The organism is Nonomuraea sp. B10E15 (assembly GCF_039871615.1).
Classification (GTDB): domain Bacteria; phylum Actinomycetota; class Actinomycetes; order Streptosporangiales; family Streptosporangiaceae; genus Nonomuraea.
Window position 1 is genome coordinate 360,475 of record NZ_JBDPMB010000004.1, and the last position, 23,800, is coordinate 384,274.

Here is a 23,800-nt window from a genome sequence, read left to right on the forward strand (position 1 = left end):
GCGGCCGGGGCCGCCTTTCTGGACATCCGAATCAAGACCATTGACATCCACACAAAACGGACCCTACGTTGTGCGAAACGTTTCGACAACCGTATCGGCCCCTCCGGCCGAGCGTGCCCAGGGTCGGGAGCAGGATGTCCTCATTACGAGACGTGGCCGAGCGCGCGCAGGTCGCGATCAGCACCGTGTCGGCCGCGCTCAACGGGACCCGGCCGGTCGCGGCCGGCACCAGGCGGCGCATCGAGCAGGCCGCGGCCGAGCTCGGCTACCGCCCCAACCTGCTGGCCAGGGGCCTGCAGAGCAAGCGCACCCGCATCCTCGCGCTGCTGTACCCCGCCCCGCGCAGCGGCTTCGGCCTGACGGAGATGGAGTTCGCCACCGGCGCCGCCGAGGCGGCCCGCGAGCTGGGCCACCACCTGCTGCTCTCCCCCGAGCACGCCGACCCGATCGAGGAGCTGCGCCACCTCACCGGCGTCGGGCTGGTCGAGGGGGTGCTGCTCATGGAGGTCGGCCTCGACGACGAGCGGGCGTCCTTCCTGTCGGCGGCGGGCGTGCCGTTCAGCATGATCGGGCGCACCAGGGACCCCGGCTCGATCGACTACGCCGACATCGACTTCGCGGCCACGGCCAGGTCCGCCGTGGCGCACGTGGCCGCGCTCGGCCATCGCGCGCTCGCCTTCTTCAACCTCTCCGCCGACGCGTACGCCGCCGGCTACGGCCCCGCGGTCCGCGCCGGCGAGGAGTTCGCGGCCGCCGCGCGGGCGGCCGGGATCGGCTATGTGGACGGCTACCGCCCGGGGTCGGCGGAGGAGGGCCGCGAGGCGTTCGAGCGGCTCGTGGACGCGCACCCCGGCGTGACCGCGCTGGCCGTGATGGACGACCACGCGGCGGTCGGGGTGATCGCGGCCGTGGCGGCGCGCGGATGGCGGATCCCCGACGACCTGACCCTGATGCTGGTGTTGTCGTCGGCCCGGGTCGCGGAGATGTTCCACCCCAGGCTGACGACGCTGGAGCCGCCCGGCACGGAGCTCGGCAGGCTCGGCGCGCGCATGCTCGTCGACCGGCTGCGCGGCGACGGGCCGCCCCAGCAGCGGCTGGTGCCCTGCCGGCTGGTGGCCGGCGACAGCTCCGCGCCCCCACGGACGACCGGGCGGGACGGGAGGAGGCGGGCATGACCGCACGGCTGGGGATGCACACGCTCACCGCGGGCCGCGGGCTGCTGTTCGGCGGCGACTACAACCCCGAGCAGTGGCCGGAGGAGGTGTGGGCGCAGGACGCCGAGCTGATGCGCGCGGCCGGGGTCAACCTGGTCACCGTCGGCGTGTTCAGCTGGGCCAGGCTCGAACCCGAGCCGGACGTGCGTGACTTCGGCTGGCTGGACCGGGTGCTCGACCTCATGGGCGAGAACGGCGTCGCGGTGGACCTGGCCACCCCCACCGCCTCGCCGCCGCCGTGGCTGGGGCACCGCTGGCCGCAGACGCTGCCGGTCGACGAGTCGGGGCACCGGCTCTGGTACGGCGCGCGCAACCAGTTCTGCCCCTCCTCGCCCGTCTACCGCGAGCGCGCCCTGTCGATCGTCTCCGCCCTGGCCTCCCGGTACGCCGGCCACCCGGCGCTGGCCCTGTGGCACGTCGGCAACGAGTACGGCCAGGTCTGCCACTGCGACGAGTCGGCGGCCGCGTTCCGCGCCTGGCTGCGCGAGCGCTACGGCGACCTGGAGACGCTCAACGAGGCGTGGGGCACCACGTTCTGGAGCCAGCGCTACGGCGACTGGGCCGAGATCGTCCCCCCGCGGCTGGCCCCGTACATCATCAACCCGTCGCAGCGCCTCGACTGGCGGCGCTTCTGCTCCGACGCGCTGCTGGAGCACTACCGGGCCGAACGTGACCTCCTGCGGGAGCACACCCCCGGCACGCCGGTGACCACGAACTTCATGGGGCTGTTCAAGCCGGTCGACTACTGGTCGTGGGCGGGCGAGGAGGACGTCGTCTCCAACGACTGGTATCCGGAGCCGGGCGACCCGCTGGCCCCGGCGCGCACGGCGCTCACCCACGACCTGATGCGCGGGCTCGCGGGGGGCCGGCCGTGGCTGCTGATGGAGCAGGCCACGAGCGCCGTCAACTGGCGCCCGCACAACCTGCCCAAACCGCCCGGCCAGTTCCGGCTGGAGTCGCTGCAGGCGCTGGCCCGCGGCGCGGACGGGCTCTGCTACTTCCAGTGGCGGGCCTCCAGGTTCGGCGCCGAGCGTTTCCACGCCGCGATGGTGCCGCACGCCGGGCCGGACACGCGGCTGCACGCGGCGGTCCGCGCCCACGGCCGGGAGCTGCGCGGGCTCGCCTCGGTGGCGGGCACGCCGGTTCCCGCGCGGGTGGCGATGGTGTTCGACTGGGCGAGCTGGTGGGCGCTGGAGGAGCGCGGCCGCCCCAGCGACCGCCTCGACGCGACCGGCCAGCTGCTCAGCTACTACCTGCCGCTGTGGGAGCGCGGCGTGAGCGTGGACGTGGTGCCGCCCTCCGCCGACCTGTCCGGCTACGCGCTGGTGGTGGTCCCGAACCTGTTCCTCGTCGGCGACCGGGACGCGGCGGCGCTGACCGCCTACGCGCGCGGCGGCGGCGTGCTGGTGGTCGGGCCGTTCTCCGGGGTGGTGGACGAACGCTCGCACGTGCGTACGGGCAGGTTCCCCGCGCCGCTGCGCGAGGTGCTGGGCGCGTCCGGCGAGGAGTGGCGGCCGGCGCCCGACGACGTGCCGGTGCACTGCCGGTGGGCCGGAGGCGCCGCCTTCACCGCGCACACCTGGACGGAGCTGGTGGCGGCCGAGGGCGCGCAGGCGGTGGCGGAGTTCGCCGGCGGCGACCTCGCGGGCGGCCCCGCCGTGCTGCGGCATCGCGCCGGCGACGGCGTCGCCTGGTACGTGGCGACCATGCCCGAGGCCGCCGCGCTCGGCGAGATCATCGAGCGGGCGCTGGCCGACGCCGGCGTGGCCGGCGCGCTGCCACGGCTGCCGCCCGGTGTCGAGGCGGTACGCCGCGGCGACGTGCTGTTCCTGCTCAACCACGGCGCCGGGACGGCCGTCGTGCCCATCCCCTGGCAGGCGGAGGACCTGCTGACCGGAGCCGTCGCGGGCGGCGAGGTCACGCTGGCTCCCCGCGACGTCGTCGCGCTGCGCCCCCACGCGGAATAACTCCCCCTCACTGTTGCGAAAGGAGGGGCGGCGCCTCCCGCCGGTCCTGACGGCGGCGGACGCCGCGCCACGATCCCGATGAAGTTCAAAGACGGCTACTGGCGGATGCGCCCCGGGGTGCGCGGCGACTACGCCGCCTCGGCCCACGACGTGACCGAGGACGCCGGTTCGCTGCGGGTGCTCGCCCCGACGAGGGAGATCACCCGCCGCGGCCACACCCTCGACGGCCCGGTGCTGCGGCTGGACCTGTCGTCCCCCATGCCGGACGTGATCAGGGTCCGTACGGTGCACTTCGCCGGATCGGTGCCGGACGCGCCGGCCTTCGAGGTGCGCGACGAGCGCCCGGACGTGCGGGTCGCCGTGGACGGCGAGAGCGCGAGCCTGACCAGCGGCGCCCTCACCGTGCGGGTGCGCAGGGACGCGCCGTGGGAGATGACGTTCAGCGCCGGCGGCCGCGAGCTGACCCGCAGCGCCGGCAAGAGCCTGGGCGTGATGCACGACGCCGATGACCGGCACTTCATGGTCGAGCAGCTGCGCCTGAGCGCGGGGGAACTCGTGTACGGGCTCGGCGAGCGCTTCGGCCCCCTGGTGCGCAACGGGCAGTCCGTGGACGTCTGGAACGACGACGGCGGCACCAGCAGCGAGATGGCCTACAAGAACGTGCCCTTCTACCTCACCAACCGCGGCTACGGCGTGTTCGTCAACCATCCCGGCCGGGTGTCGTTCGAGGTGGGCTCGGAGTCGGTGTCGCGGGTGCAGTTCAGCGCCGAGGGCCACGACCTGGAATACCTGGTCATCCACGGGCCGGGGCCGGCCGACATCCTGCGCCGCTACACGGCGCTGACCGGCCGCCCCGCGCTGCCGCCCGCGTGGTCGTTCGGGCTCTGGTTGTCGACGTCCTTCACCACCGACTACGACGAGGCCACGGTGACGTCGTTCGTGGACGGGATGGCGGAGCGGGACCTGCCGCTGAGCGTCTTCCACTTCGACTGTTTCTGGATGCGGCGCTACCGGTGGTGCGACTTCGAGTGGGACCCGGAGGTGTTCCCCGACCCGGAGGGCATGCTGCGCCGGCTCAAGGAGCGCGGGCTGCGCGTGTGCGTGTGGATCAACCCGTACATCGGGCAGGCGTCGGCGCTGTTCGACGAGGGCGCGGCCGCCGGGCACCTGCTGCGCCGCCCTGACGGGACCGTCTGGCAGGATGACCACTGGCAGGCCGGCCGGGCGCTGGTGGACTTCACCTCGCCCGCCGCCAGGGAATGGTATGCGGGCAGGCTGCGCGGGCTGCTCGACATGGGGGTGGACGCGTTCAAGACCGACTTCGGCGAGCGCGTCCCGACCGACGTCGTCTACGCCGACGGCTCCGACCCCGAGCGGATGCACAACTACTACAGCCTCGTCTACAACGAGACCGTGCACCGGGTGCTGGCCGAGCGGGGCGCGCCCGTGGTGTTCGCCAGGTCGGCCACCGTGGGCGGGCAGCGGATGCCGGTGCACTGGGGCGGCGACTGCGAGTCGACGTTCGAGGCGATGGCCGAGTCGCTGCGGGGCGGCCTGTCGCTCGGCCTGGCCGGGTTCGGGTTCTGGAGCCACGACATCGGCGGGTTCGAGGGGCGGCCCGATCCGGCGGTGTTCAAGCGGTGGGTGGCCTTCGGGCTGCTGTCGTCGCACAGCCGGCTGCACGGCAGCGGGTCCTACCGGGTGCCGTGGTTGTTCGACGAGGAGTCGGTCGACGTGCTGCGCGCGTTCACCCGGCTCAAGGCCCGGCTGATGCCCTACCTGTACGGCGCCGCCGTCCAGGCCGCTCGCGAGGGCGTGCCGGTGATGCGGGCGATGCAGCTGGAGTTCCCCGGTGACCGGGCCTGCGACCACCTGGACGCCCAGTACATGCTGGGGCCGGATCTGCTGGTGGCGCCGGTGATGTCCGTTGACGGCGACATTTCGTATTACGTCCCTGACGGGGTGTGGACCCGCCTGCTCGACGGCGAGACCGTCACCGAGTCCGTCATCGGGTCCGTCATCGGGCCCGGCTGGCGTACCGAGCGGCACGGGTTCGACAGCCTGCCGCTGCTCGTGCGGCCCGGCGCGGTGCTGCCGATCGGAGCCCGCGACGACCGGCCCGACTACGACTACGCCGACGGAGTCACCCTGCGGGTCCACCAGCTCGCCGACGGCCGGAGCCGTACGGTCACCGTGCCCGCGGCGGACGGCGGCGACGCGGCGGTGTTCGAGGTCGCGCGCGCGGGCGAGCGGATCCGCGCCCGCCGCGTCCAGGGCGCGCCCATGCCCTGGAACCTGCTGCTCGCCGGGGTGCGCGAGGCCCGGCACCCCGACCTCGAGACCACGCCCGGCGGCGTGCGGGTGGCCGCCGGGCCAGACACCGACGACATCGAGATCATCCTCCGAGGAGCAGAATGACCACCTTCCCCGAGAACTTCCTGTGGGGCACCGCCACCGCCGCCTACCAGGTGGAGGGCGCCTGGAACGAGGACGGCAGAGGCCCGTCGATCTGGGACACCTTCTCCCACACGCCCGGGCTCGTCGCGGGCGGCGACACCGGCGACGTGGCCTGCGACCACTACCACCGGCTCGAGGAGGACCTCGACCTCCTGGGCGCGCTCGGCGTCGGCGCGTACCGGTTCTCCATCTCCTGGCCGCGCGTACAGCCCGGCGGCAGCGGCCCGGTCAACGCGCCCGGCATGGACTTCTACTCCCGGCTGGTCGACGGCCTGCTCGCCAGGAACATCGCGCCCGTGGCCACGCTCTACCACTGGGACCTGCCGCAGGAACTGGAGGACGCCGGCGGCTGGCCGCACCGCGACACGGCCATGCGCTTCGCCGAGTACGCCCGGCTCATGGGCGACGCGCTCGGCGACCGCGTGCGCACCTGGATCACGCTGAACGAGCCGTGGTGCTCGGCCTACCTCGGCTACGCCTCCGGCGTGCACGCCCCGGCCAGGACCGAGCCCGCCGCCGCGCTGGCCGCCCTGCACCACCTGAACCTCGGCCACGGCCTGGCCGTCCAGGCGCTGCGCACGACCGCCGCCGCGTCGGCGCAGATGTCGGTCACGCTCAACCTGCACCACGTGCGCGGCGTGTCCGAGCGCGACGCCGACGCCGTACGGCGCGCGGACGCGCTGGCCAACCGGGCGTTCCTCGGCCCCATGCTGGAGGGCGCCTACCCGCGCGACCTCATCGCCGACACCGCCTCGGTGACCGACTGGTCGTTCGTGCGCGACGGCGACGAGGCGGCCGCGTGCCAGCCGCTGGACGTGCTCGGGGTCAACTACTACAACCCCACCCTGGTACGCCAGTGGGACGGCTCCGCGCAGCGGGAGACCGCCGACGGGCACCAGGACGGAGCGGCCTCGCCGTGGATCGCGTGCGAGGACGTCGAGTTCGTCCGCCAGCCGGGGCCGTACACCGAGATGGGCTGGAACATCGACGAGACCGGCCTGACCGAGCTGCTGCTGCGGCTGCACCGCGACAACCCCGGCCTGCCGCTGATGATCACCGAGAACGGGGCCGCGTTCGCCGACGTCGTGGACGCCGACGGGCGCGTCCGTGACGAGCGCCGCGTCGACTACCTGCACCGCCACCTGACGGCCGTGACCGAGGCGATCGCGGCCGGCGCGGACGTGCGCGGCTACTTCGTGTGGTCGCTGATGGACAACTTCGAGTGGGCGCACGGGTACGCCAAGCGGTTCGGCATCGTGCGGGTGGACCGCGACACCATGGAGCGCACCTGGAAGGACAGCGCCCACTGGTACCGCGAGGTGGTCGCCACCGGCAAGCTGCCCTCCTAGGGTTTGCGGGCCACGCCTCCGACGAAGGTGTGGTACGTGATGCCCGGCGTCGCGTGGTCGTCGGCGCCGGGCCGCCACTCGGGCAGCGGCACCAGGCCGGGCTCCAGCAGCTCCAGCCCGTCGAAGAAGGCGAGGATCTCCTCGCGGGCGCGCCAGCGCCCGGTGCCCAGGTGCTCGTTGAAGATCTTCTCCGCCGCGTACGCCTGCCGCGACACCTCGGGCATGGCCTCCCCCGGGTTGCAGAAGTGCGAGATCACCAGGTGGCTGCCCGGGGCGAGCGGCCGGACCAGCCGGGCCACGATGCCGGCCGGATCCTCGTCGTCACCGAGGTGGTGCAGGATCCCGAACATGAGCAGCCCGACCGGCTCGGAGAAGTCGATGAGGCCGCGCGCCTTCCGGTCGGCGAGGATGGCCTCCGGGTCGCGGGCGTCGGCCTCGATGATCGTGGTGGTCTGGTCGACGGCCAGCAGCGCGCGGCCGTGCACGAGCACGATCGGGTCGTGGTCGACGTAGACGACGCGGGTTCGCGGGGCGACGGCCTGGGCGATCTCGTGCACGTTGCCCTGCGTCGGCAGGCCCGAGCCGAGGTCGATGAACTGGCGGATGCCGGCCTGCGCGGTCAGGTGGCGTACGGTGCGGCGGAGGAACTCCCTGTTGGCCCTGGCCGCCTCGGGCGCGTCGGGCGCGACCTTGAGCACCAGGGCGGTCATCTGGCGGTCTACCTCGTAGTTGTCCTTGCCGCCGAGCATGTGGTCGTAGACGCGGGAGACGCTGGGCTTGCTGGTGTCGATACCGGGCGGGGGGCTTTCCTGCTCGCTCTCGGACACTGCCGGCTCCTCGGATGGTCATAGGGGGGTCAGGCCCATGATCCTAAGTCGGCACCCCGCTATATGCAGACTTTTCATGAGCAAAGGAAAGCCCGCTGGGACGCCGCCAGGCTCCTCTCCGCCGCCGGCACACCGGGGTGGTCGTGGTGGCCGGTCTCCAGCACGTGCAGCTCCCTGGGGCCGGCCAGCGCGTTGTGGACGGCGAACTGGCCGGGCGGCGGCACCGCCGGGTCGAAGAGCGCGGCGGCCACGTGCACCGGGATCGTGATCCGGGCGGCGGCCGTGGCCGCGTCGAAGTACCTCAGCACCTCGGCCGTCTCCGGGTGGCTCGCGTGCCTGGCGCGGACGGCCTCCCCGCTGCCGGTGCAGGGCAGGGTGAGGCGCACGGGATGGGCGCCGAAGCTGGGGACGACGAGGGCGGCGGCGGTGAAACGGTCGTCCCAGGGCAGCGCCAGTGCGCCGATGCCGCCCCCGAAACTGGCGCCGAGGTAGTCGAGCCTGCCCGCGGCCTCGGGCACGAGATCCAGCAGGGCGGTCGCCGCGCACCACAGGTCGGCCGCGCAGCCGCCGTGCACGTAGGACTCCCTGGCCTCGATGCCGTGCAGGACGTGCCGCGCGGCGTCGGAGGGGATGCCGGGCTGCGTGCCGCGGGCGCCGAGGCCACGCGCGCACGGCCAGATCGCCGCCGTGCCCCGGGTGAGCGGCAGCGGGCCGACACGGTCGCGCCCGCCGTAGCCGTGGCCGACCACGCAGCCGCGCGTGACCCGGCCGTCCGCGGGAACGGTGAGCCAGCCGCCCAGGCGGACCCCGCCGAGCGAGGCGTAGCGCACGGGACGCACGACCACGCCGTCCGCCTCCGCCTCCGGAGGGCCCGCCCAGGCGTCCACGTCCACCGCCGCCGCACGGGCGCGCAGTCCCTGCCAGAACGCGGCGAAATCGTCCGGCTCCTCGGGGACGGGGACGGCGAGCAGGGCGTCCAGGTCGTAGCCGTGGGTCGGGTCGAAGGGGTAGGCGTGGTCCACCTGGACGCCCTGGTTGCCCGGGTGAGCGGTGCGGTTCATACGATCATGATGCAGGAGCCGCGCCGGCGGCGGTCATGAGAGCCCGAGCTCGCCGCGCAGCAGGCGCGCCGCGCCGGCCATGGCGCGCATCTTGCCCGCCGCCGATTCCCTGGGCAGATATTTCATCCCGCAGTCCGTGGCGATGACGACGCGCTCGGGCGGCACCCGGTCGAACGCCCTGCGCACCCGATCCGCCACCACCTCGACCGGCTCGACGTCCGGCGTGGACAGGTCGATCACCCCGAGGATGACCGTCTTGTCCTTCAGGTCCGACAGCACCCCCAGGTCGAGACCCGACTGGGCGGTCTCGATCGACACCTGCTCGACGGGGCAGCCGGCCAGCTCGGGCAGGAACGAGTACGCCTCGGGCCGCTCGTGGATGATCGCCGCGTAGCCGAAGCAGATGTGCACCGCCGTCGTGCCGGTGACGCCGTCGAGGGCGGCGTTCAGCGCGGCCAGCCCGTAGGAGCGCGCCTGCTCGGGCCGGGCCTGCATGTACGGCTCGTCGATCTGGACGATGTCCGCGCCCGCCGCGAACAGGTCGCGGATCTCGGCGTTGACCGCCGCCGCGTAGTCCATCGCGGCCGCCTCGGCGTCGGGATAGTGGTCGTTCTGGGCCTGCTGGCTCATCGTGAACGGCCCCGGCACCGTCATCTTGATCGTGCGGCCGGTGTGGGCGCGCAGGAAACGCAGGTCGTCCACCTCGATCGGGCGGGCGCGGCGGATCGGGCCGACGATGCGCGGCACCGGGTTGGGGTGGCCGCTGCGGTCGAGCGCCGTGCCGGGGTTGTCGAGGTCGATGCCGTCGAGAGCGGTAGCGAAGTGGTTGGAGTAGCTCTCGCGCCGGATCTCGCCGTCGGTGAGGATGTCCAGCCCGGCGCGCTCCTGGGCCCTGATCGCCAGCTCGGTCGCGTCGTCCTGGGCCTGGGCGAGCAGGTCGGGCGGGACGCGCCACAACTCCTTGGCCCGCACCCGCGGCGGGAACCGCTCGGCCAGCCTGGCGCGGTCGATCAGCCATTCGGGCTGGGCGTAGCTTCCGACCAGCGACGTCGGCAGCGTGGGCAGGGGGGTCACGGGCTCTCCTTCACGTAGGTGATGCCTTCCACTGTGCTCCTCCCGGCTGTGCTCCTACCAGCGATCGAGGTGAAGCACCTCGTCCAGCGGCTGCCGCTGCGCGGGCCTGAACGTCTCGCCCGTGTAGTAGGCGGTGGGGATGAGCACGCCCTGGCGTACGTCGGCGGGGATGCCGAGCAGCTCGGCGATCTCGCTCTCGTACGCCAGGTGCAGCGAGGTCCAGGCGGTGCCGAGGCCGCGGGCGCGGGCGGCCAGCATGTAGCTCCACGCGGCTGGCAGCAGCGAACCCCACAACCCCGCCTGGTTGCCCTCGGGCAGCCCGCCGGGCGTGTGGATGCACCCGAGCACCAGCACCGGCACGTCGCCCATGCGCTCGCTCAGGTAGTCGGCGCTCTCGGAGACCCGCCGCTGGGTGGCGGCCCGCGCCGGGTCGTCCTTGAACAACGACCCGGCCGAGCCGCCCGAGGTCCGGTACGCGCCGAACGAGCGCCGGTAGTAGCCGCCGATCGCCGCGCGGAGCTCCGGATCCGTCACCACCAGCCAGTGCCAGCCCTGCCGGTTGCTGCCGCTGGGCGCCTGGAGCGCGATCTCCAGGCACTCGCGCACCAGGTCCGGCGGCACGGGACGGGTCAGGTCGAGGCGCTTGCGCACGCTGCGGGTGGTGGTGAGCAGCGCGTCCGGGCTCAGCGGTGTGATCGTCATACGGCCATCATGTCAACCTGGCCGCGTGATCCGGAGGACCCCTTCGACCCGGATCTGCCCTTCACAGGCGGCCGAGCGTCTCCATCGCGGGCAGCGCCCGGTCGTCATAGCCGAACAGGGCCTGGTTCTCCCAGGCGTTGCCCGACGACGGGTCGGCCGGGTCCCAGCCGTTGCCGCGCACGCCGGTCCACGTGGCCTCCCAGGTGAACAGCCCGAGACCCAGGCCGCCCGGCACCCGGCGGACGATGTCGGCCACGGCGGCCAGCATCGCCGCCTGCCCCTCCGGGGTCGCCCGGTAACCCGGGTAGGGCTCGCCGGCGGTGATGATGTTGGCCCAGCCGTCGTCGTCGGCCGTCGTGAACGGGTACGCGGTCTCGACCACGACGACCGGCTTGCCGTACCTGACGGCCACGTCGTTGATGTTGGCCCTGAACGTCTCCAGCGTGCCGTGCCAGTAGGCGTAGTACGACATGCCGATCACGTCGTAGCGCACGCCGTTCGCGTTCGCGTTGTCGAACCACCACCGGTAGAGGCCGTTGTCGCCGCCGTCGGCCAGGTGCAGCACGACCTTGGTCGAGCCCGACACCCGCTTGACCGCGTCGTACCCGGCGTTCAGCAGCGCCGCAGTGTTCGGCCAGGTGGAGGTGGAGCCGTCGGGCCAGAGCAGGCCCCCGTTGATCTCGTTGCCGATCTGCACCATGTCCGCCGTGGTGCCCTGGCGGCGCAGCGCGTCGAGCACGTCGTACGTGTGGTCGTGGACGGCCTGCCTGAGCCGGTCGAACGGCAGCGACTCCCAGGCGGCGGGCTTGAACTGCTTGCCCGGGTCGGCCCACGTGTCGGAGTAGTGGAAGTCGACCAGGAGTTTCATGCCCTGGGCCTTGACCCGCCTGGCGAGGTCGAGCACCTGGGTCTTGGTGTTGTAGCCGTCGGCCGGGTTCACCCAGACCTTGAGCCTGACGTGGTTGAGCCCGGCCCGCGACAGGATGCCCAGCGCGTCGCCCCTGCGGCCGCGGGCGTCGCGGTAGACGCCGCCGAGCGCCTCCGACTTGGCCAGGCTGGAGACGTCGGCGCCCCTGATCTGCAGCGCCGCCCTGGAGGTGCCGGCATGCGCGGGCTGGACGACGGCGAGCTGGACGATGGGGGCGGCGAGTAACAGCAGTGCGGCGAGTATCCGTTTCATCGGGTCTCCTCAGGGGTGGGGGTTTCCACGACGACGGTGACCGCGCCGGGCGCGACGGTGACCGCGCCGTCGTGCCGTACGCCGTCGAACACGCTGACGCCGCTCACCCCCTCGACCGTCACGGGCTCGTCGCCGTGGTTGATCAGGAAGACGTGGCCGCCCCTGCGCACCAGCTCCAGGGTGTCGGGGAGGCCGCGCGGCCGGGACACGTCCGCGTGGTCGAGCACGTGCGCGAGCAGCCGGCGCAGGCCGGTGACGGGAGCGGTGGCGAGGTACCAGGCCGTTCCGCCGCCGAGGTCGTGGCGGGTGAGGGCGGGGTGTCCCGCGTCGGGCCCGCCGGCGAAGGCGCGTACGGTGACCGCGCCGGCCGGGCGGACCCGCTCCGACCAGACGCGGGCGGTGATGCCTTCCCGGCCGGCCAGCTCGACGGTCTCGTCCTCGCGCAGCGGGTGGAACTCCTCGATCGACAGGCCGAGCAGCTCGCGCAGCGCGCCGGGGTAGGCGCCCGGGTGGAGGGTGTCGTGCTCGTCGACGATGCCGGAGAAGTACGACACGAGCAGGTTGCCGCCCGCTTCGACGTACCGGTGCAGGTTCTTGGCGGAGGCCTCGGTGAGGAGGTACGAGCTGGGCGCGACCACCACCCGATATCCCGAAATATCGGCAGAAGGGTGGACGAAGTCCACCGTGACATGCTCCCGCCACAACGCCTCGTAGAAGGCGTCCATGCGCTCCCGGAACGCCAGGTCCACCGACGGCCGCCAGTCCAGCTCCAGCGCCCAGTACGACTCCCAGTCCCAGACGATCGCCACCTCGGCCCGCACCCGGCCGCCCCTGACCCCGGCGAGCGCGCGCAGGTCGGCGCCCAGCCGCACCACGTCGCGCCACTGCGCGGAATCGGTCCCGGCGTGCGGGACCAGGCCGGAGTGGAACTTCTCCGCCCCGAACCGCGAGGCCCTCCATTGGAAGAACAGCACGCTGTCCGAGCCCCGGGCGACGTGCGCGAGGCTGTTGCGGCGCAGCTCCCCCGGCCGCTTGGCGAGGTTGCGCGGCTGCCAGTTGACCGCGCCCGCCGAGTGCTCCATGAGCATCCACGGCTCGCCGCCGGCCACCGAGCGGGCCAGGTCGGCGGACATCGCCAGGTCGATGTGGTTGTCGGGCAGCTCGGCCTTCAGGTAGTGGTCGTTGGCGATCACGTCGACCTCGCGGGCCCACCGCCACAGGTCGGTGGACTTGCAGTTGACGGTGCCGGCGAAGTTCGTCGTCACCGGGACGCCCGGGGTGAGCTCGCGCAGGATGTCGCGCTGGAGCACGTAGTGCTCGCGGTGCTGGCCGTCGCTGAAGCGGGCGTAGTCGAGCCGCTGGGCCGGGTTGAGCACCGTGTGGTTGGCGCGCGGGGCGTCGATCTCGGACCAGTCGGTGTAGGTCTGCCCCCAGAACGTGGCGCCCCAGGCATCGTTCAGTGCGGATATGTCGCGGTACGTCTGGCGGAGCCAGCCGCGCCAGGCCGCCACGCTGTGCTCGCAGTAACACTCGCCCAGCGGAGCGCCGTACTCGTTGTGCACGTGCCACATCACCACGGCGGGATGGCCGCGGTAGTGCTCCCCCAGCGCGCGCACCAGGCGCGCGGTCGCCGCGCGGAAGGCCGGAGCGCTGGAGCAGGCGCTCTGCCTGCCGCCGAACCCGATCCGCGTCCCCTCCCTGGTCACCGGCAGCACGTCGGGATGGCGGGCGACGAACCAGGCGGGCGGCGCGGCGGTCGGCGTGGCCAGGTCGACCGCGACGCCGGCCTCGTGCAGCCGGTCGATGACCTCGTCCAGCCAGCCGAACGTGTAGCGCCCCTCCTCGGGCTCCGTCAACGCCCACGAGAACATGCCCAGGCTGACCAGGTTGACCCCGGCCTCGCGCATCAGGGCCACGTCCTCGTCGAGAGTCTCGCGCGGCCACTGCTCTGGGTTGTAGTCCCCGCCAAAGGCGATACCGGCAGGACGCTCCGGATACATCCATCCCCCTCGAAAACTCTCTGTGAACGTGCACAGTAAGGCAGATCCCGAAAGAGGGAAACGGCCCCCTGCAAATTCCTGCAAACGCGGAAGATTAACGAGAGCGTAACAACCTCTTGACGGCGATTTCCGCGCTCCTCCACTCTGTGCACGTTCACAGACATTCTGGAGGTACGCATGCGCGCCAACCGCCTTGGAGCAGCCCTGGCCGTCGCCCTCACGGCTGCCCTCGCGAGCTGCGGGTCCGGCGAGCCCGCCGAGAGCCCCGAGGCGGCGCCTGCCACGGCCGCTCCCCAGGGGCCCGTCAAGCTCACGTACTGGACCTGGGCCCCGAACATGGACAAGATCGTCAAGGTCTGGAACGACGCCAACCCCGACATCCAGGTGACGGTCAGCAAGCAGGCCGGCGGCGACGACGCGGCCGCCAAATACCTCACGGCCGCCAAGGCCGGCAACCCGCCCGACCTGGTGCAGGCCGAATACCAGCACCTGCCGTCGTTCATCGCCGCCGACGCCGTGGCCGATCTCAAGGCCGCGGCCGCCCCCATCAAGGGCGAGTTCTCCGCGGGCCTGTGGAACCTCGTCACCCTCGGCACCGACGCGGTCTACGGCATCCCGCAGGACAGCGGCCCGATGATGCTCTTCTACCGCGAGGACCTCTTCGACGAGTACGGCATCGAGGTCCCGAAGACCTGGCAGGAGTACGCCGAGGCGGCCCGCACGGTGCGCAAGAAGGACCCCGACGCGTACCTCGCCACGTTCTCCAGCAAGGACCCGGGAGCGTTCACAGGGCTCGCCCAGCAGGCCGGCGCCCAGTGGTGGTCGATCAGCGGCGAGTCGTGGAAGGTCGACGTCGCCGACGAGCCCACCAGGAAGGTCGCCGACTACTGGGGCGGTCTGGTCGATGAGGGCGCCATCGACGACATGCCGTACTTCACCCCCGAATGGAACAAGGCGCTCAACGACGGCAAGCTGCTGACCTGGCCGTCGGCCGTGTGGGCGCCGGGCGTGTTGTCGAGCAACGCGCCCAAGGCCAAGGGCAAGTGGGCCGTCGCGCCGCTCCCCCAGTGGAACGCCGGCGAGAGCTTCAGCGGCTTCTGGGGTGGCTCGTCCACCGCCGTGTCGGCCAGGACGCCGCACCAGGCCGCCGCCGCGAAGTTCGCCACGTGGCTCAACACCGACCAGAAGGCCATCGACCTGCTCGTCAAGGAGGCCGCGATCTACCCGGCGGCGACCAAGGCGCAGTCGGCCCTCGGTGAGGCGCCCGGCTACTTCTCCAACCAGCCCGACTTCTGGCAGCAGGCCGCCGCCGTGTCCGCGGGGGCGCGCGGCTTCACCTTCGGGCCGAACGTCGGCGTGACGTACAACGCCTTCAAGGACGGCTTCGACAAGGCGCTGCAGGACGGCACGCCGTTCTCCGCGGCCGTGCAGGCCATGCAGGACGCCACGGTCGCCGACATGCGCAAGTCCGGCTTCCAGATCGCGTCATGAGGCGGCCGGGCAGGGGAGCGTGGCCGTACCTGTTCCTGACCCCCGCGATCGTGCTGTTCACGCTCTTCCTCGCGGTGCCCATCGCCTACACCGTCCACCTCGCGATGCGCCGGACCAAGGTGTCGGGGCTGGGGCTCGGCAAGGGCGCGCGGCGCGAGGTCTTCGTCGGGTTCGACAACTTCGCCGCCGCCCTGGCCGACGCCGAGTTGTGGCAGGGCTGGCTGCGGGTGCTCGGCTACGGCGCGCTGGTGCTGGTCGTGATGCTCGGCCTGGCGCTGCTGTTCGCCCTGCTGCTGGACTCGGCGCGGGTGCGGCTTGCCCGCTTCTCCCGGATCGCGATCTTCCTGCCGTACGCGGTGCCGGGGGTGGCGGCCACCCTGCTGTGGGGCTTCCTCTACCTGCCCTCGCTCAGCCCGCTCAGGACCGTCCTCGACGTCGACTACCTGGGCGCGACCACGGTCACGTACTCCATGGCGAACGTGGCGGTGTGGGGCGGGACCGGCTTCAACATGCTCGTGCTCTACACCGCGCTCCGGGCGATCCCCCGCGACCTGTACGAGGCCGCGCGCCTCGACGGCGCCTCCGAGGTGCAGATCGCCCTCCGGGTCAAGATCCCGATGCTGGCGCCCGCGATCGTCCTCACCACGGTGTTCTCGATCATCGCGACCATCCAGGTGTTCACCGAGCCCACCGCGCTCCGGCCGCTGACGAACACGATCAGCTCCACGTGGAGCCCGCTCATGAAGGTCTACCGCGACGCGTTCGTCACCGGCGACCTGTACTCGGCCGCCGCCACCTCGATCGTCATCGCGGCGATCTCTCTCGTCCTGTCGTTCGGGTTCCTGCGCGTGGTCCGCGACCGCGCCTTCAGGGAGGGTTGATGGCCGGGGTCACCGCCGCCACCGCACACCGCCGCCGCGCGCGCGGCGCGTCCGCGCGCGGGCCGTGGGGGGTGGCGCCCACGGCGCTGCTCCTCCTCGGCGCGATCTACTGCCTGTTCCCGGTGTTCTGGGTGCTGATCGCGGCCACCAAGTCGCCCGGCGAGCTGTTCAGCACCTCGACGCTCTCCTTCGGCACCGGCTTCTTCGACAACGTCGCGGAGCTGTTCGCCTACCGCGAGGGGGTGTTCTGGCTCTGGGCGGCCAACACGCTGATCTACGCGGGCGGCGGCGCGCTGCTGTCGACCGCCGTCTCGGCCGTCTCGGGGTACGCGCTGGCGAAATACCGCTTCCCCGGCAGGAACGCGATCTTCAACCTGCTCATCGGCGGCATCCTCGTGCCCGCGGTGGTGCTGGCCATCCCGCAGTACCTGCTGTTCTCCGAGATCGGCCTGGCCGACAGCCACTGGGCCGTGCTGCTGCCGCAGATCCTGCACCCGTACGGCATCTACCTGGCCCGCGTCTACGCGGCCGCGGCGATCCCCGACTCGCTGCTGGAGGCCGGGCGGATCGACGGGGCCGGCGAGGGACACCTGATGACGCGGGTGGCGCTGCCGCTGATGGTGCCGGGCATGGTGACGATCTTCCTGTTCCAGTTCGTGGCCATCTGGAACAACTTCCTGCTGCCGTTCATCATGCTCGGTGACGACGGCAAGTTCCCGCTCACCGTCGGCCTCTACACGCTGCTGGCGGCCGGGGCCAACCAGCCGGCCCTCTACAACCTGATCCTCACCGGCGCGCTGCTGTCGATCGTGCCCTTGATCGCGCTGTTCCTCACGATGCAGCGATACTGGAAGACCGACCTGTCCTCCGGAGCCGTCAAGTGAAACGCCCCACGATCCACGATGTCGCCGCCGCCGCGGGCGTGTCCCGCGGCACGGTGTCCCGCCTGCTCAACGGCGACAAGTACGTGAGCCCGGCGGCACGCGTGGCCATCGAGAGGGCCATCTCCGAGACGGGCTACGTCGTCAACCGGGCCGCCCGCAGCCTGGTCACCCAGCGCACCGGATCCGTCGTGATGGTGCTCTCGGAGCCGTACGAGAAGTTGTTCGAGGACCCCAACTACAGCACGCTCATCCGGGTCGCCATCAAGATGCTGGCCGAGCGGGACCTGTCGCTGGTCATGATGCTGGCCGGCGACGCGGCCGAGCGCGAGCGGGTGGTGCGCTTCGTGCGCGGCGGCCACGCGGACGGCGTGTTGCTGGTCTCGACGCACGCGGGCGACCCCCTCGTGGAGGCGCTCGGCTCCGGGCCGCCCGCCGTCTCCTGCGGCGCGGTCATCGGCCACGAGAACGTCATCCCGTACGCCGCCGCGGACGAGCGGCTCGGCGCCCGGCAGATGACCGAATACTTCGTCGCCCAGGGCCGCAGGCGCATCGCCATGATCACCGGGCCGATGGACACGCCGGGCGGCATCCAGCGGCTCGAGGGGTTCGCCGAGGTGCTGGGCCGCAAGGCCACCTCGAAGCTGATCGCCCACGGCGACTGGACCCAGGCCAGCGGCGAGCGGGCGATGGCCGGGCTGCTGGAGCGCGCCCCTGACATCGACGCCGTGTTCGTCGCCTCCGACCTGATGGCGGCGGGCGCGCTGGCGGCGCTGCGGGCGGCCGGGCGCGGCGTGCCGGACGACGTGGCGGTGGGCGGGTTCGACGACTCCTCGGTGGCCGTGTCCACGCATCCGCCGCTGACCACGATCCGCCAGCCGCTGACCGAAATGGCGCAGGAGACCATCCGCCTGCTGCTGGCGCTCATCGACGGGGCCGGGCAGCTCGAGCCGGTGATCCTGCCCACCGAACTCGTCATCCGCGAGTCGGCCTGACCCCTCCTGACACCATTGCTGACAAACCTTTACCCGAATCCTCGAAAATCCGTAAATACCGCCAATTCAGCAGTATGATCGCGCCAGTCGTCTTCGCGACGTTCCCAAAGGAGCCGACGATTGGCCGAAAGCGAGCCGGAGCGCCCGCCGCGAAAGGTGGACACCACGAGACCCAGCGTCTCCCGCGTCTACGACGTCATGCTCGGCGGCAAGGACAACTACGCGTCCGACCGCGAGCTCGCCCGGCTGGCCCTCGAGGTCGCCCCCGACGCGCCCGAGGCGGCACGGGCCAACAGGGAGTTCCTCAAGCGCGTGGTCCGCTGTCTGGCCGCCGAAGCCGGCATCCGCCAGTTCCTGGACCTCGGGTCCGGCCTGCCGGCCCAGGGCAACGTGCACGAGATCGCCCAGGCCTGCGCCCCCGGCACGCGCGTGGTGTACGTCGACCACGACCCGATCGTCCTCGCGCACGGCCGCGCGCTGCTCGCCGTGGACGACACCACCACGGTCGTCGAGGCCGACCTCCGCGAGCCCGAGGAGATCCTCGGCCACCCCGAGATCGGCAAGCTCATCGACTTCGGCGAGCCCGTGGGGCTGCTGATGTTCGCGATCCTCCACCACCTGCCGGACGCGGCGAACCCGGCGGGGATCGTCTCGAGGATCGTCTCCCGCCTGGCGCCCGGCAGCCACCTGGCCGTCTCCCACTTCTGCAACCCCGGCCAGGCGCGCCCTGAGGTGTCCAGGCAGGCGTACACCGCGGAGCGGCTCTTCCACGAGCGCCTGGGCTCCGGGCGGTGGCGCACCCGGGAGGAGATCCTCGCCTTCTTCGACGGGCTGGACCTCCTGGAACCCGGCCTCGTGCCCGTGCCGGAATGGCGGCCGGAACCCGGCGACCAGGCGGAGCCCGGCATCACGTACCACACCTTCGTCGGAGCGGTGGCCCGCAAACCCTGACGGCTCACCCGATCACGGGAAGGCGCAGGCCGGCGGCCAGCGCGTCCCGGAGCACCGGCACGTCAGGGGCGAACAGCGGCTCGGGCAGGGCGCCGGGGGCGCACCAGCGCAGCTCGGCGGCTTCCCCGTCACCGTTTCCCGTCCGGGCCAGGGCCGTGCCCAGGAAGACGGCTCCGACGAAGTGCCGCAGCGAACCGCCGGGATAGCGGTGGACCTGCGTGGCCGGGTCGCTGTAGATGCCGAGCAGGCCGTCGATGCGCGCCTCCCACCCGGTCTCCTCCCTGCACTCGCGGAGCGCGGCCTCGCTCCACGACTCCCCCGGCTCCAGACCGCCGCCCGGGATGCCCCACGTGGCGTCCTCCGCGCGCCGCATGAGCAGGATGCGACCATCGGCATCGCGCAGCACGACGCCGGCGGTGACTCTGACGGCGAGTCCGGTCATACGGGGAGCATCCTTCGCGTCGACGGGCGTGAGGCGTGCCCGGGCACCCGAGCCCAGGACAAGATCGCCTCTCGCGACTCTACCGGCGCGAGCGCAGCCCACCCCCACACTCAAAGGCCGCTTTTCCCGCAGAAAAGGACACCCAGCGGCAACCACCCCGGCCTCTGACCGCCTTCCGTCAAGGCTTGGCGCGCCCCGCCCGGCTCTCGCCCATGGACCACACGACTCGACGTTCTCCGGTGACGTTCGCATTTCTTCGATCACTTCAGGAATCCATTGAATCGTTCGTGACGGTTCACGAAGCGCCCGCGTAGACCCAGTGTCCGTCCAGGCGGACGAATCTGCTGTGCTCCTCCTGCTCCCCCGCCCGCCCGCGCTCGACGTAGTGGGCGCGGAAGCGTACGGTGCCCTCGGTGTGCACGACGCTGCCTCCGGTGCTCTCCAGCACCTCCAGCCGCACCCAGCGCATCTTCCTGTCGAGCCCGAGGCGGGCCGGGCGGGTGGAGGGATGCCAGGTGCGCAGCAGGTAGGCCTCGTCGCCCGTCGCGAACGCGCTGAACCTCGACCGCATGAGCTGCTCGGCGGTGGCGGCGGCCGCCTCGCCCCGGTGGAACCTGCCGCAGCAGTCCTGGTAGGGGGTGGGCAGGCCGCAGGGGCAGGAACGAGGTGCCATGCGCTCCATTGTGCCGCCCGCGTGCCCTCGCCGAGCCGCCCCGCCGCTACCCCGCCCGAGTGATCTCACCGAGTCGTGCGGTGAGGCCGGACAGCGTGGGGCCCAGCGGGGCGTCCACGGTGAGGGTCGCGTCGGCGTCGCCGCCGGTCGGGCCCTGGTTGACGATGGCGATCGGGATGCCGAGCTCGGCGGCCCTGGTGACGAACCGCAGCCCCGACCTGACCTTGAGCGAGGAGCCGAGCACGAGCAGCGCCCGCGCCCCCGCCACCGTGGCGAAGCATTCGTCGACGCGGGGCCTGGGCACGTTCTCGCCGAAGAACACGACGTCGGGCTTGAGCAGCCCGCCGCACCCCGCGCAGTCGACGACCTGGAACCCGGCCACCTGCGCGTCGGTGAGCACGGCGTCGCCGTCGGGGTTGATCGCGCCCGAGGCGGCCCACCCGGTGTTGGCCTCGCGCAGCCGGCGTTCCAGCTCGGCCCGGGAGGTGCGCTCCCGGCACGACAGGCAGGCGACCCGGTCGAGCCCGCCGTGCAACTCGATCACCCGCAGCGCGCCCGCCGCCTGGTGCAGCCCGTCGACGTTCTGGGTGACGATGCCGGCGAGCAGTCCGCGCCGCTCCAGCTCGGCCACGGCCCGGTGCCCGGCGTTGGGCCGCGCGTCGCCGATCTGCCGCCAGCCGACGTGGCTGCGCGCCCAGTAGCGCCGCCGCGCCTCCGCGCTGCCGACGAACTTCTGGTACGTCATCGGCTCGGCGCGGCGCGAGCGGCCCGTCGGCCCCCGGTAGTCGGGGATGCCCGACTCCGTGGACAGGCCGGCGCCGCTGAGCACCGCCACCCCGCCCCGGGCGACCAGCCCGGCCAGCTCCGCGAGCTCCGCGGTCGTCGTCGTCACACCATCCATGGTGCCCGACCCCGCACCGTGCCTCACCCGCCCGCCCTGGCTTCCGGCGGGACCGCTGTTCCACCTGCCGGGTCCGGTCCGCTCACGCTCGCACCCCGACCGGCGGCGATATCAGACGGTAACGTTAGATGCACGGTATGCTACCGATCGCCATCGACGACCTCGGGAGACGACAGTGCCTGGCCGTTCCTTGTTCCCTCCCCGCGATGCACGACGCCGTTCCGCGTTCCCGCCCCGCGACGCACGACGTCGCAGGCCCATGAGGGACGGTCGTGGCGCGTGAACGGCGGCGGCCGGGCCGGCCCAGGATCCCGACGCCGGCGTTCGCGGCGGGCGTGCTGCTCGTCACGGCCGTGGTCATCGGGCTGGACCTCGTCACCGGCACGGCGGTCCGGCTGTTCCCGTTGCTGATCTTCCTGCCGGCGATCGTCTCGGGTCTCGGCACGGTGCGCCAGACGGCCGCCGCCTCGGCGTGGGTGCTGCTGGTGGTGGCGGGCACCACCTACTTCCTGGGCGCGGAGCTGGACGACAACCTGATCGCGGCCGGGTTCACGGCGCTGTTCGGGGTGCTGAGCGTGGTCGGGTGCCGTTATCGGGTGCGGCGCGAGGAGGAGGTCGACCGGCTGCGTTCGTCCGCCTCCGCCCTGCAACGCCTGATCGTGCGCCCGCTGCCGCTGCGCACCGCCGACGTGGAGGTCGACGGCCTCTACCAGCCGGCGACGGAGGACACGCTGGTCGGCGGCGACATGTACGAAGTGGCCGCGACCCGTGACGGCATGCGGGTGCTGATCGCCGACGTGCAGGGCAAGGGCCTGCCGGCGATCGGGACGGCGCTGGTCGTGCTCGGCTCGTTCAGGGAGGCCGCCTACCGCGAGGCCACGCTCGCCGGCGTCGTGGACGCGCTGGAGAAGTCCGTGGTCAGGCAGAACACGTTCGCCACCCAGACCGGGGAACGCGAGCGGTTCGTCACCGCGCTGGTGCTCGACATCGGCCGCGACACGGAGGTCGAGGCCATCAACTGCGGGCACCTGGCCCCGTACGTCATCCGCGACGGCGACGCCGGCCAGGTGCCTCTCGGCGACCCCGCCGTGCCCCTGGGCCTGGCCGCGCTGGCGGCCGAGCCGCGGGCGGTGGCGCGCTTCGCGTTCCCGCCGGGTGCGACGCTGCTGCTGTGCACGGACGGCGTCACCGAGGCGCGCGACTCCGGCGGCACGTTCTACCCGCTCGGGCGGCGCCTGCGCGCGTGGGCCGCCGACCCGCCCGCCAGGCTCGCGCAGGCGGTGGGCGCGGACCTGCGGGAGTTCACCGGCGGGACGCCGCGCGACGACGTCGCCATCCTCACCCTGCGCAGGACGGCCCGGGTAGCGGCGCGGGGAACGGCGCCCGCCGGCGAGTGAACCGGCCCGGCGATCGGCGCGTACCTCCACACATCGGACACGTGTTCCATGGAGGTGTCGTGGAGCTCAGCCTCTTGCGGGCACAGGCGCACAGCCCGTCGTACTTCTCCCTCATGCGCGGCTCGGCCGGGGAGCGCGCGCCGGTGGACTTCTGCATCCCGTGCAACCCGTATTTCCCGACGCCCGAGATCTTCGAGCATCTCGGGAGGAACCTGGAGACGATTCTCACGTTCTATCCGAGTGACGCGAACACCATCGCCGAGGAGCTCTGCTCCACCCTCGGCCTCCACCCCAAGACGGTCGCCATGGGCAACGGGTCGACGGAGCTGATCACCTGGATCGACCATCTCCTGGTGCGCGAGAGCCTGGCCGTGCCGATCCCCACGTTCGGCCGCTGGACGGACCAGCCGCTGGAGACGGGCAAGCGGGTGGACATGTATCCGCTGCTGGAGAGCCGCAACTTCGCGCTCGACGTGAGCGACTACGTCTCGTTCATCCGTACGCGCGGCTCCCGGGTGGCGGTGATCTGCAACCCCAACAATCCCGACGGCGGCTACCTGCCCAAACACGAGGTGCTGCGGCTCCTCGACGAGCTGATCGACCTGGACCTGGTGATCGTGGACGAGTCGTTCGGCGAGTTCGTGGACGCCGAGCCGTACCCGGGGGTGGCCGCCGAGGCCGCGGTCCGGCCGAACGTGATCGTGCTGCGCAGCCTGGGCAAGAACTTCGGCCTGCACGGCATCCGCTTCGGTTACATGGTCGCCAATCCGGCGCTGGCCGGGCGGGTGCGCGACGCGCTGCCCAAGTGGAACCTCAACTCGTTCGCCGAGGTCGTGGTGTTCATGATGCGGCAGTTCTGGCCGGAGTACCAGGACAGCCTCAGGCGGCTCGGCAACGACAGGCGGGCGATGTTCCAGCAGCTCAGCACGATGCCGGGGCTGTCGGTGTTCGCGTCGCAGGGCAACTTCCTGCTGGTGAAGCTGCCGCCGGGCCACGACGGGGTGCCGCTGCGCGACCACCTGCTCACCGAGCACGGCGTGTACGTCAGGGAGTGCGGCAACAAGCTCGGCACCACCAGCCAGTTCCTGCGCCTGGTCGTGCGGCCGCAGGAGGACGTGCGGCGGCTGCTGATCGGCATGACGCAGTTCCTGTACTCGGGAAGCCTGCACGAGATCCCGGTCATCGGGCTCCACCACCGGCACGTCAACCCGCGTCCGCCTGACCCGCGAGCGCCCGCCTCCTACGGCGGGCGCGAGCGGCCGGCCGCCGTTGTAAGCTGTCCCAGCTATCGCCTTACGGCATAAACAGTCGGCCGACGACGGAAGGGTTCCGTGCTCTCCAGCCAGCAGGCAAGCGC

20 protein-coding genes are annotated in these 23,800 nt (G+C 72.2%); 11 read left to right on the forward strand and 9 right to left on the reverse strand.

Features of this window, described 5'->3' with window-relative positions:
* Positions 1 to 134 precede the first annotated feature (134 nt).
* The 4 genes from ABGB14_RS17300 (at position 135) to ABGB14_RS17315 (ending at position 6,987) form a co-directional block, all read left to right on the forward strand.
* Positions 135 to 1,175 carry a LacI family DNA-binding transcriptional regulator gene (locus ABGB14_RS17300; protein ID WP_347644675.1) on the forward strand — a complete coding sequence of 347 codons (1,041 nt, stop codon included), beginning with the start codon at positions 135 to 137 and terminating at the stop codon, positions 1,173 to 1,175.
* On the forward strand, positions 1,172 to 3,181 hold the full coding sequence (locus ABGB14_RS17305) for a beta-galactosidase (protein WP_347644676.1): 2,010 nt from the start codon (positions 1,172 to 1,174) through the stop codon (positions 3,179 to 3,181). Before ABGB14_RS17300 ends, ABGB14_RS17305 begins: the two co-directional genes overlap by 4 nt.
* Before the next feature lie 78 nt (positions 3,182 to 3,259).
* Positions 3,260 to 5,599, forward strand: coding sequence for an alpha-xylosidase (gene yicI / locus ABGB14_RS17310; protein ID WP_347644677.1), 2,340 nt, complete (start codon positions 3,260 to 3,262; stop codon positions 5,597 to 5,599).
* A complete protein-coding gene (locus tag ABGB14_RS17315) occupies positions 5,596 to 6,987 on the forward strand; it encodes a GH1 family beta-glucosidase (RefSeq protein ID WP_347644678.1) in 1,392 nt (463 codons plus the stop codon). The genes yicI and ABGB14_RS17315 overlap by 4 nt, the downstream gene beginning before the upstream one ends.
* Here the strand turns inward: ABGB14_RS17315 and ABGB14_RS17320 are convergent.
* The 6 genes from ABGB14_RS17320 to ABGB14_RS17345 form a co-directional block, all read right to left on the reverse strand.
* Positions 6,984 to 7,814: an SAM-dependent methyltransferase gene (locus tag ABGB14_RS17320; RefSeq protein ID WP_347644679.1), complete on the reverse strand. Its 831-nt coding sequence runs from the start codon at positions 7,812 to 7,814 to the stop codon at positions 6,984 to 6,986. The genes ABGB14_RS17315 and ABGB14_RS17320 overlap by 4 nt on opposite strands.
* A gap of 74 nt (positions 7,815 to 7,888) precedes the next feature.
* Positions 7,889 to 8,875 (reverse strand): acetylxylan esterase, encoded by a 987-nt coding sequence (locus ABGB14_RS17325; RefSeq protein ID WP_347644680.1) that lies wholly within the window; start codon positions 8,873 to 8,875, stop codon positions 7,889 to 7,891.
* Between the two features lie 33 nt (positions 8,876 to 8,908).
* Positions 8,909 to 9,949 (reverse strand): hypothetical protein, encoded by a 1,041-nt coding sequence (locus tag ABGB14_RS17330; RefSeq protein WP_347644681.1) that lies wholly within the window; start codon positions 9,947 to 9,949, stop codon positions 8,909 to 8,911.
* A 54-nt stretch (positions 9,950 to 10,003) separates the two neighbouring features.
* A complete protein-coding gene (locus ABGB14_RS17335; RefSeq protein ID WP_347644682.1) occupies positions 10,004 to 10,651 on the reverse strand; it encodes a nitroreductase family protein in 648 nt (215 codons plus the stop codon).
* Positions 10,652 to 10,712: 61 nt separating this feature from the next.
* Positions 10,713 to 11,831 carry an arabinogalactan endo-1,4-beta-galactosidase gene (locus ABGB14_RS17340; RefSeq protein ID WP_347644683.1) on the reverse strand — a complete coding sequence of 373 codons (1,119 nt, stop codon included), beginning with the start codon at positions 11,829 to 11,831 and terminating at the stop codon, positions 10,713 to 10,715.
* Positions 11,828 to 13,831 carry a beta-galactosidase gene (locus ABGB14_RS17345; RefSeq protein WP_347644684.1) on the reverse strand — a complete coding sequence of 668 codons (2,004 nt, stop codon included), beginning with the start codon at positions 13,829 to 13,831 and terminating at the stop codon, positions 11,828 to 11,830. The genes ABGB14_RS17340 and ABGB14_RS17345 overlap by 4 nt, the downstream gene beginning before the upstream one ends.
* Before the next feature lie 177 nt (positions 13,832 to 14,008).
* On the opposite strand from ABGB14_RS17345, the gene ABGB14_RS17350 reads away from it, so the two are divergent.
* The 5 genes from ABGB14_RS17350 to ABGB14_RS17370 all read left to right on the forward strand — a co-directional run bounded on the left by ABGB14_RS17350 (position 14,009) and on the right by ABGB14_RS17370 (position 19,030).
* Entirely contained in the window at positions 14,009 to 15,322 is a 1,314-nt protein-coding gene (locus ABGB14_RS17350) for an extracellular solute-binding protein (protein WP_347644685.1), read from the forward strand.
* Entirely contained in the window at positions 15,319 to 16,203 is an 885-nt protein-coding gene (locus ABGB14_RS17355) for a sugar ABC transporter permease (RefSeq protein WP_347622212.1), read from the forward strand. Before ABGB14_RS17350 ends, ABGB14_RS17355 begins: the two co-directional genes overlap by 4 nt.
* Positions 16,203 to 17,087 carry a carbohydrate ABC transporter permease gene (locus ABGB14_RS17360; protein ID WP_347644686.1) on the forward strand — a complete coding sequence of 295 codons (885 nt, stop codon included), beginning with the start codon at positions 16,203 to 16,205 and terminating at the stop codon, positions 17,085 to 17,087. The genes ABGB14_RS17355 and ABGB14_RS17360 overlap by 1 nt, the downstream gene beginning before the upstream one ends.
* Positions 17,084 to 18,079 carry a LacI family DNA-binding transcriptional regulator gene (locus tag ABGB14_RS17365; protein ID WP_347644687.1) on the forward strand — a complete coding sequence of 332 codons (996 nt, stop codon included), beginning with the start codon at positions 17,084 to 17,086 and terminating at the stop codon, positions 18,077 to 18,079. The genes ABGB14_RS17360 and ABGB14_RS17365 overlap by 4 nt, the downstream gene beginning before the upstream one ends.
* Before the next feature lie 120 nt (positions 18,080 to 18,199).
* Positions 18,200 to 19,030 (forward strand): SAM-dependent methyltransferase, encoded by an 831-nt coding sequence (locus ABGB14_RS17370; RefSeq protein ID WP_347644688.1) that lies wholly within the window; start codon positions 18,200 to 18,202, stop codon positions 19,028 to 19,030.
* 4 nt (positions 19,031 to 19,034) lie between these two features.
* On the opposite strand, the gene ABGB14_RS17375 is transcribed toward ABGB14_RS17370, so the two are convergent.
* The 3 genes from ABGB14_RS17375 to ABGB14_RS17385 all read right to left on the reverse strand — a co-directional run bounded on the left by ABGB14_RS17375 (position 19,035) and on the right by ABGB14_RS17385 (position 21,037).
* On the reverse strand, positions 19,035 to 19,472 hold the full coding sequence (locus ABGB14_RS17375; protein WP_347644689.1) for an NUDIX domain-containing protein: 438 nt from the start codon (positions 19,470 to 19,472) through the stop codon (positions 19,035 to 19,037).
* A gap of 295 nt (positions 19,473 to 19,767) precedes the next feature.
* Positions 19,768 to 20,145 (reverse strand): YchJ family metal-binding protein, encoded by a 378-nt coding sequence (locus tag ABGB14_RS17380; protein ID WP_347644690.1) that lies wholly within the window; start codon positions 20,143 to 20,145, stop codon positions 19,768 to 19,770.
* A 46-nt stretch (positions 20,146 to 20,191) separates the two neighbouring features.
* Positions 20,192 to 21,037, reverse strand: coding sequence for an NAD-dependent protein deacetylase (locus ABGB14_RS17385; protein ID WP_347644691.1), 846 nt, complete (start codon positions 21,035 to 21,037; stop codon positions 20,192 to 20,194).
* 281 nt (positions 21,038 to 21,318) lie between these two features.
* On the opposite strand from ABGB14_RS17385, the gene ABGB14_RS17390 reads away from it, so the two are divergent.
* Positions 21,319 to 22,443 (forward strand): PP2C family protein-serine/threonine phosphatase, encoded by a 1,125-nt coding sequence (locus tag ABGB14_RS17390; RefSeq protein ID WP_347644692.1) that lies wholly within the window; start codon positions 21,319 to 21,321, stop codon positions 22,441 to 22,443.
* A gap of 59 nt (positions 22,444 to 22,502) precedes the next feature.
* Positions 22,503 to 23,747: a histidinol-phosphate transaminase gene (locus ABGB14_RS17395; RefSeq protein WP_347644693.1), complete on the forward strand. Its 1,245-nt coding sequence runs from the start codon at positions 22,503 to 22,505 to the stop codon at positions 23,745 to 23,747.
* The last annotated feature ends 53 nt before the right edge of the window (positions 23,748 to 23,800 follow it).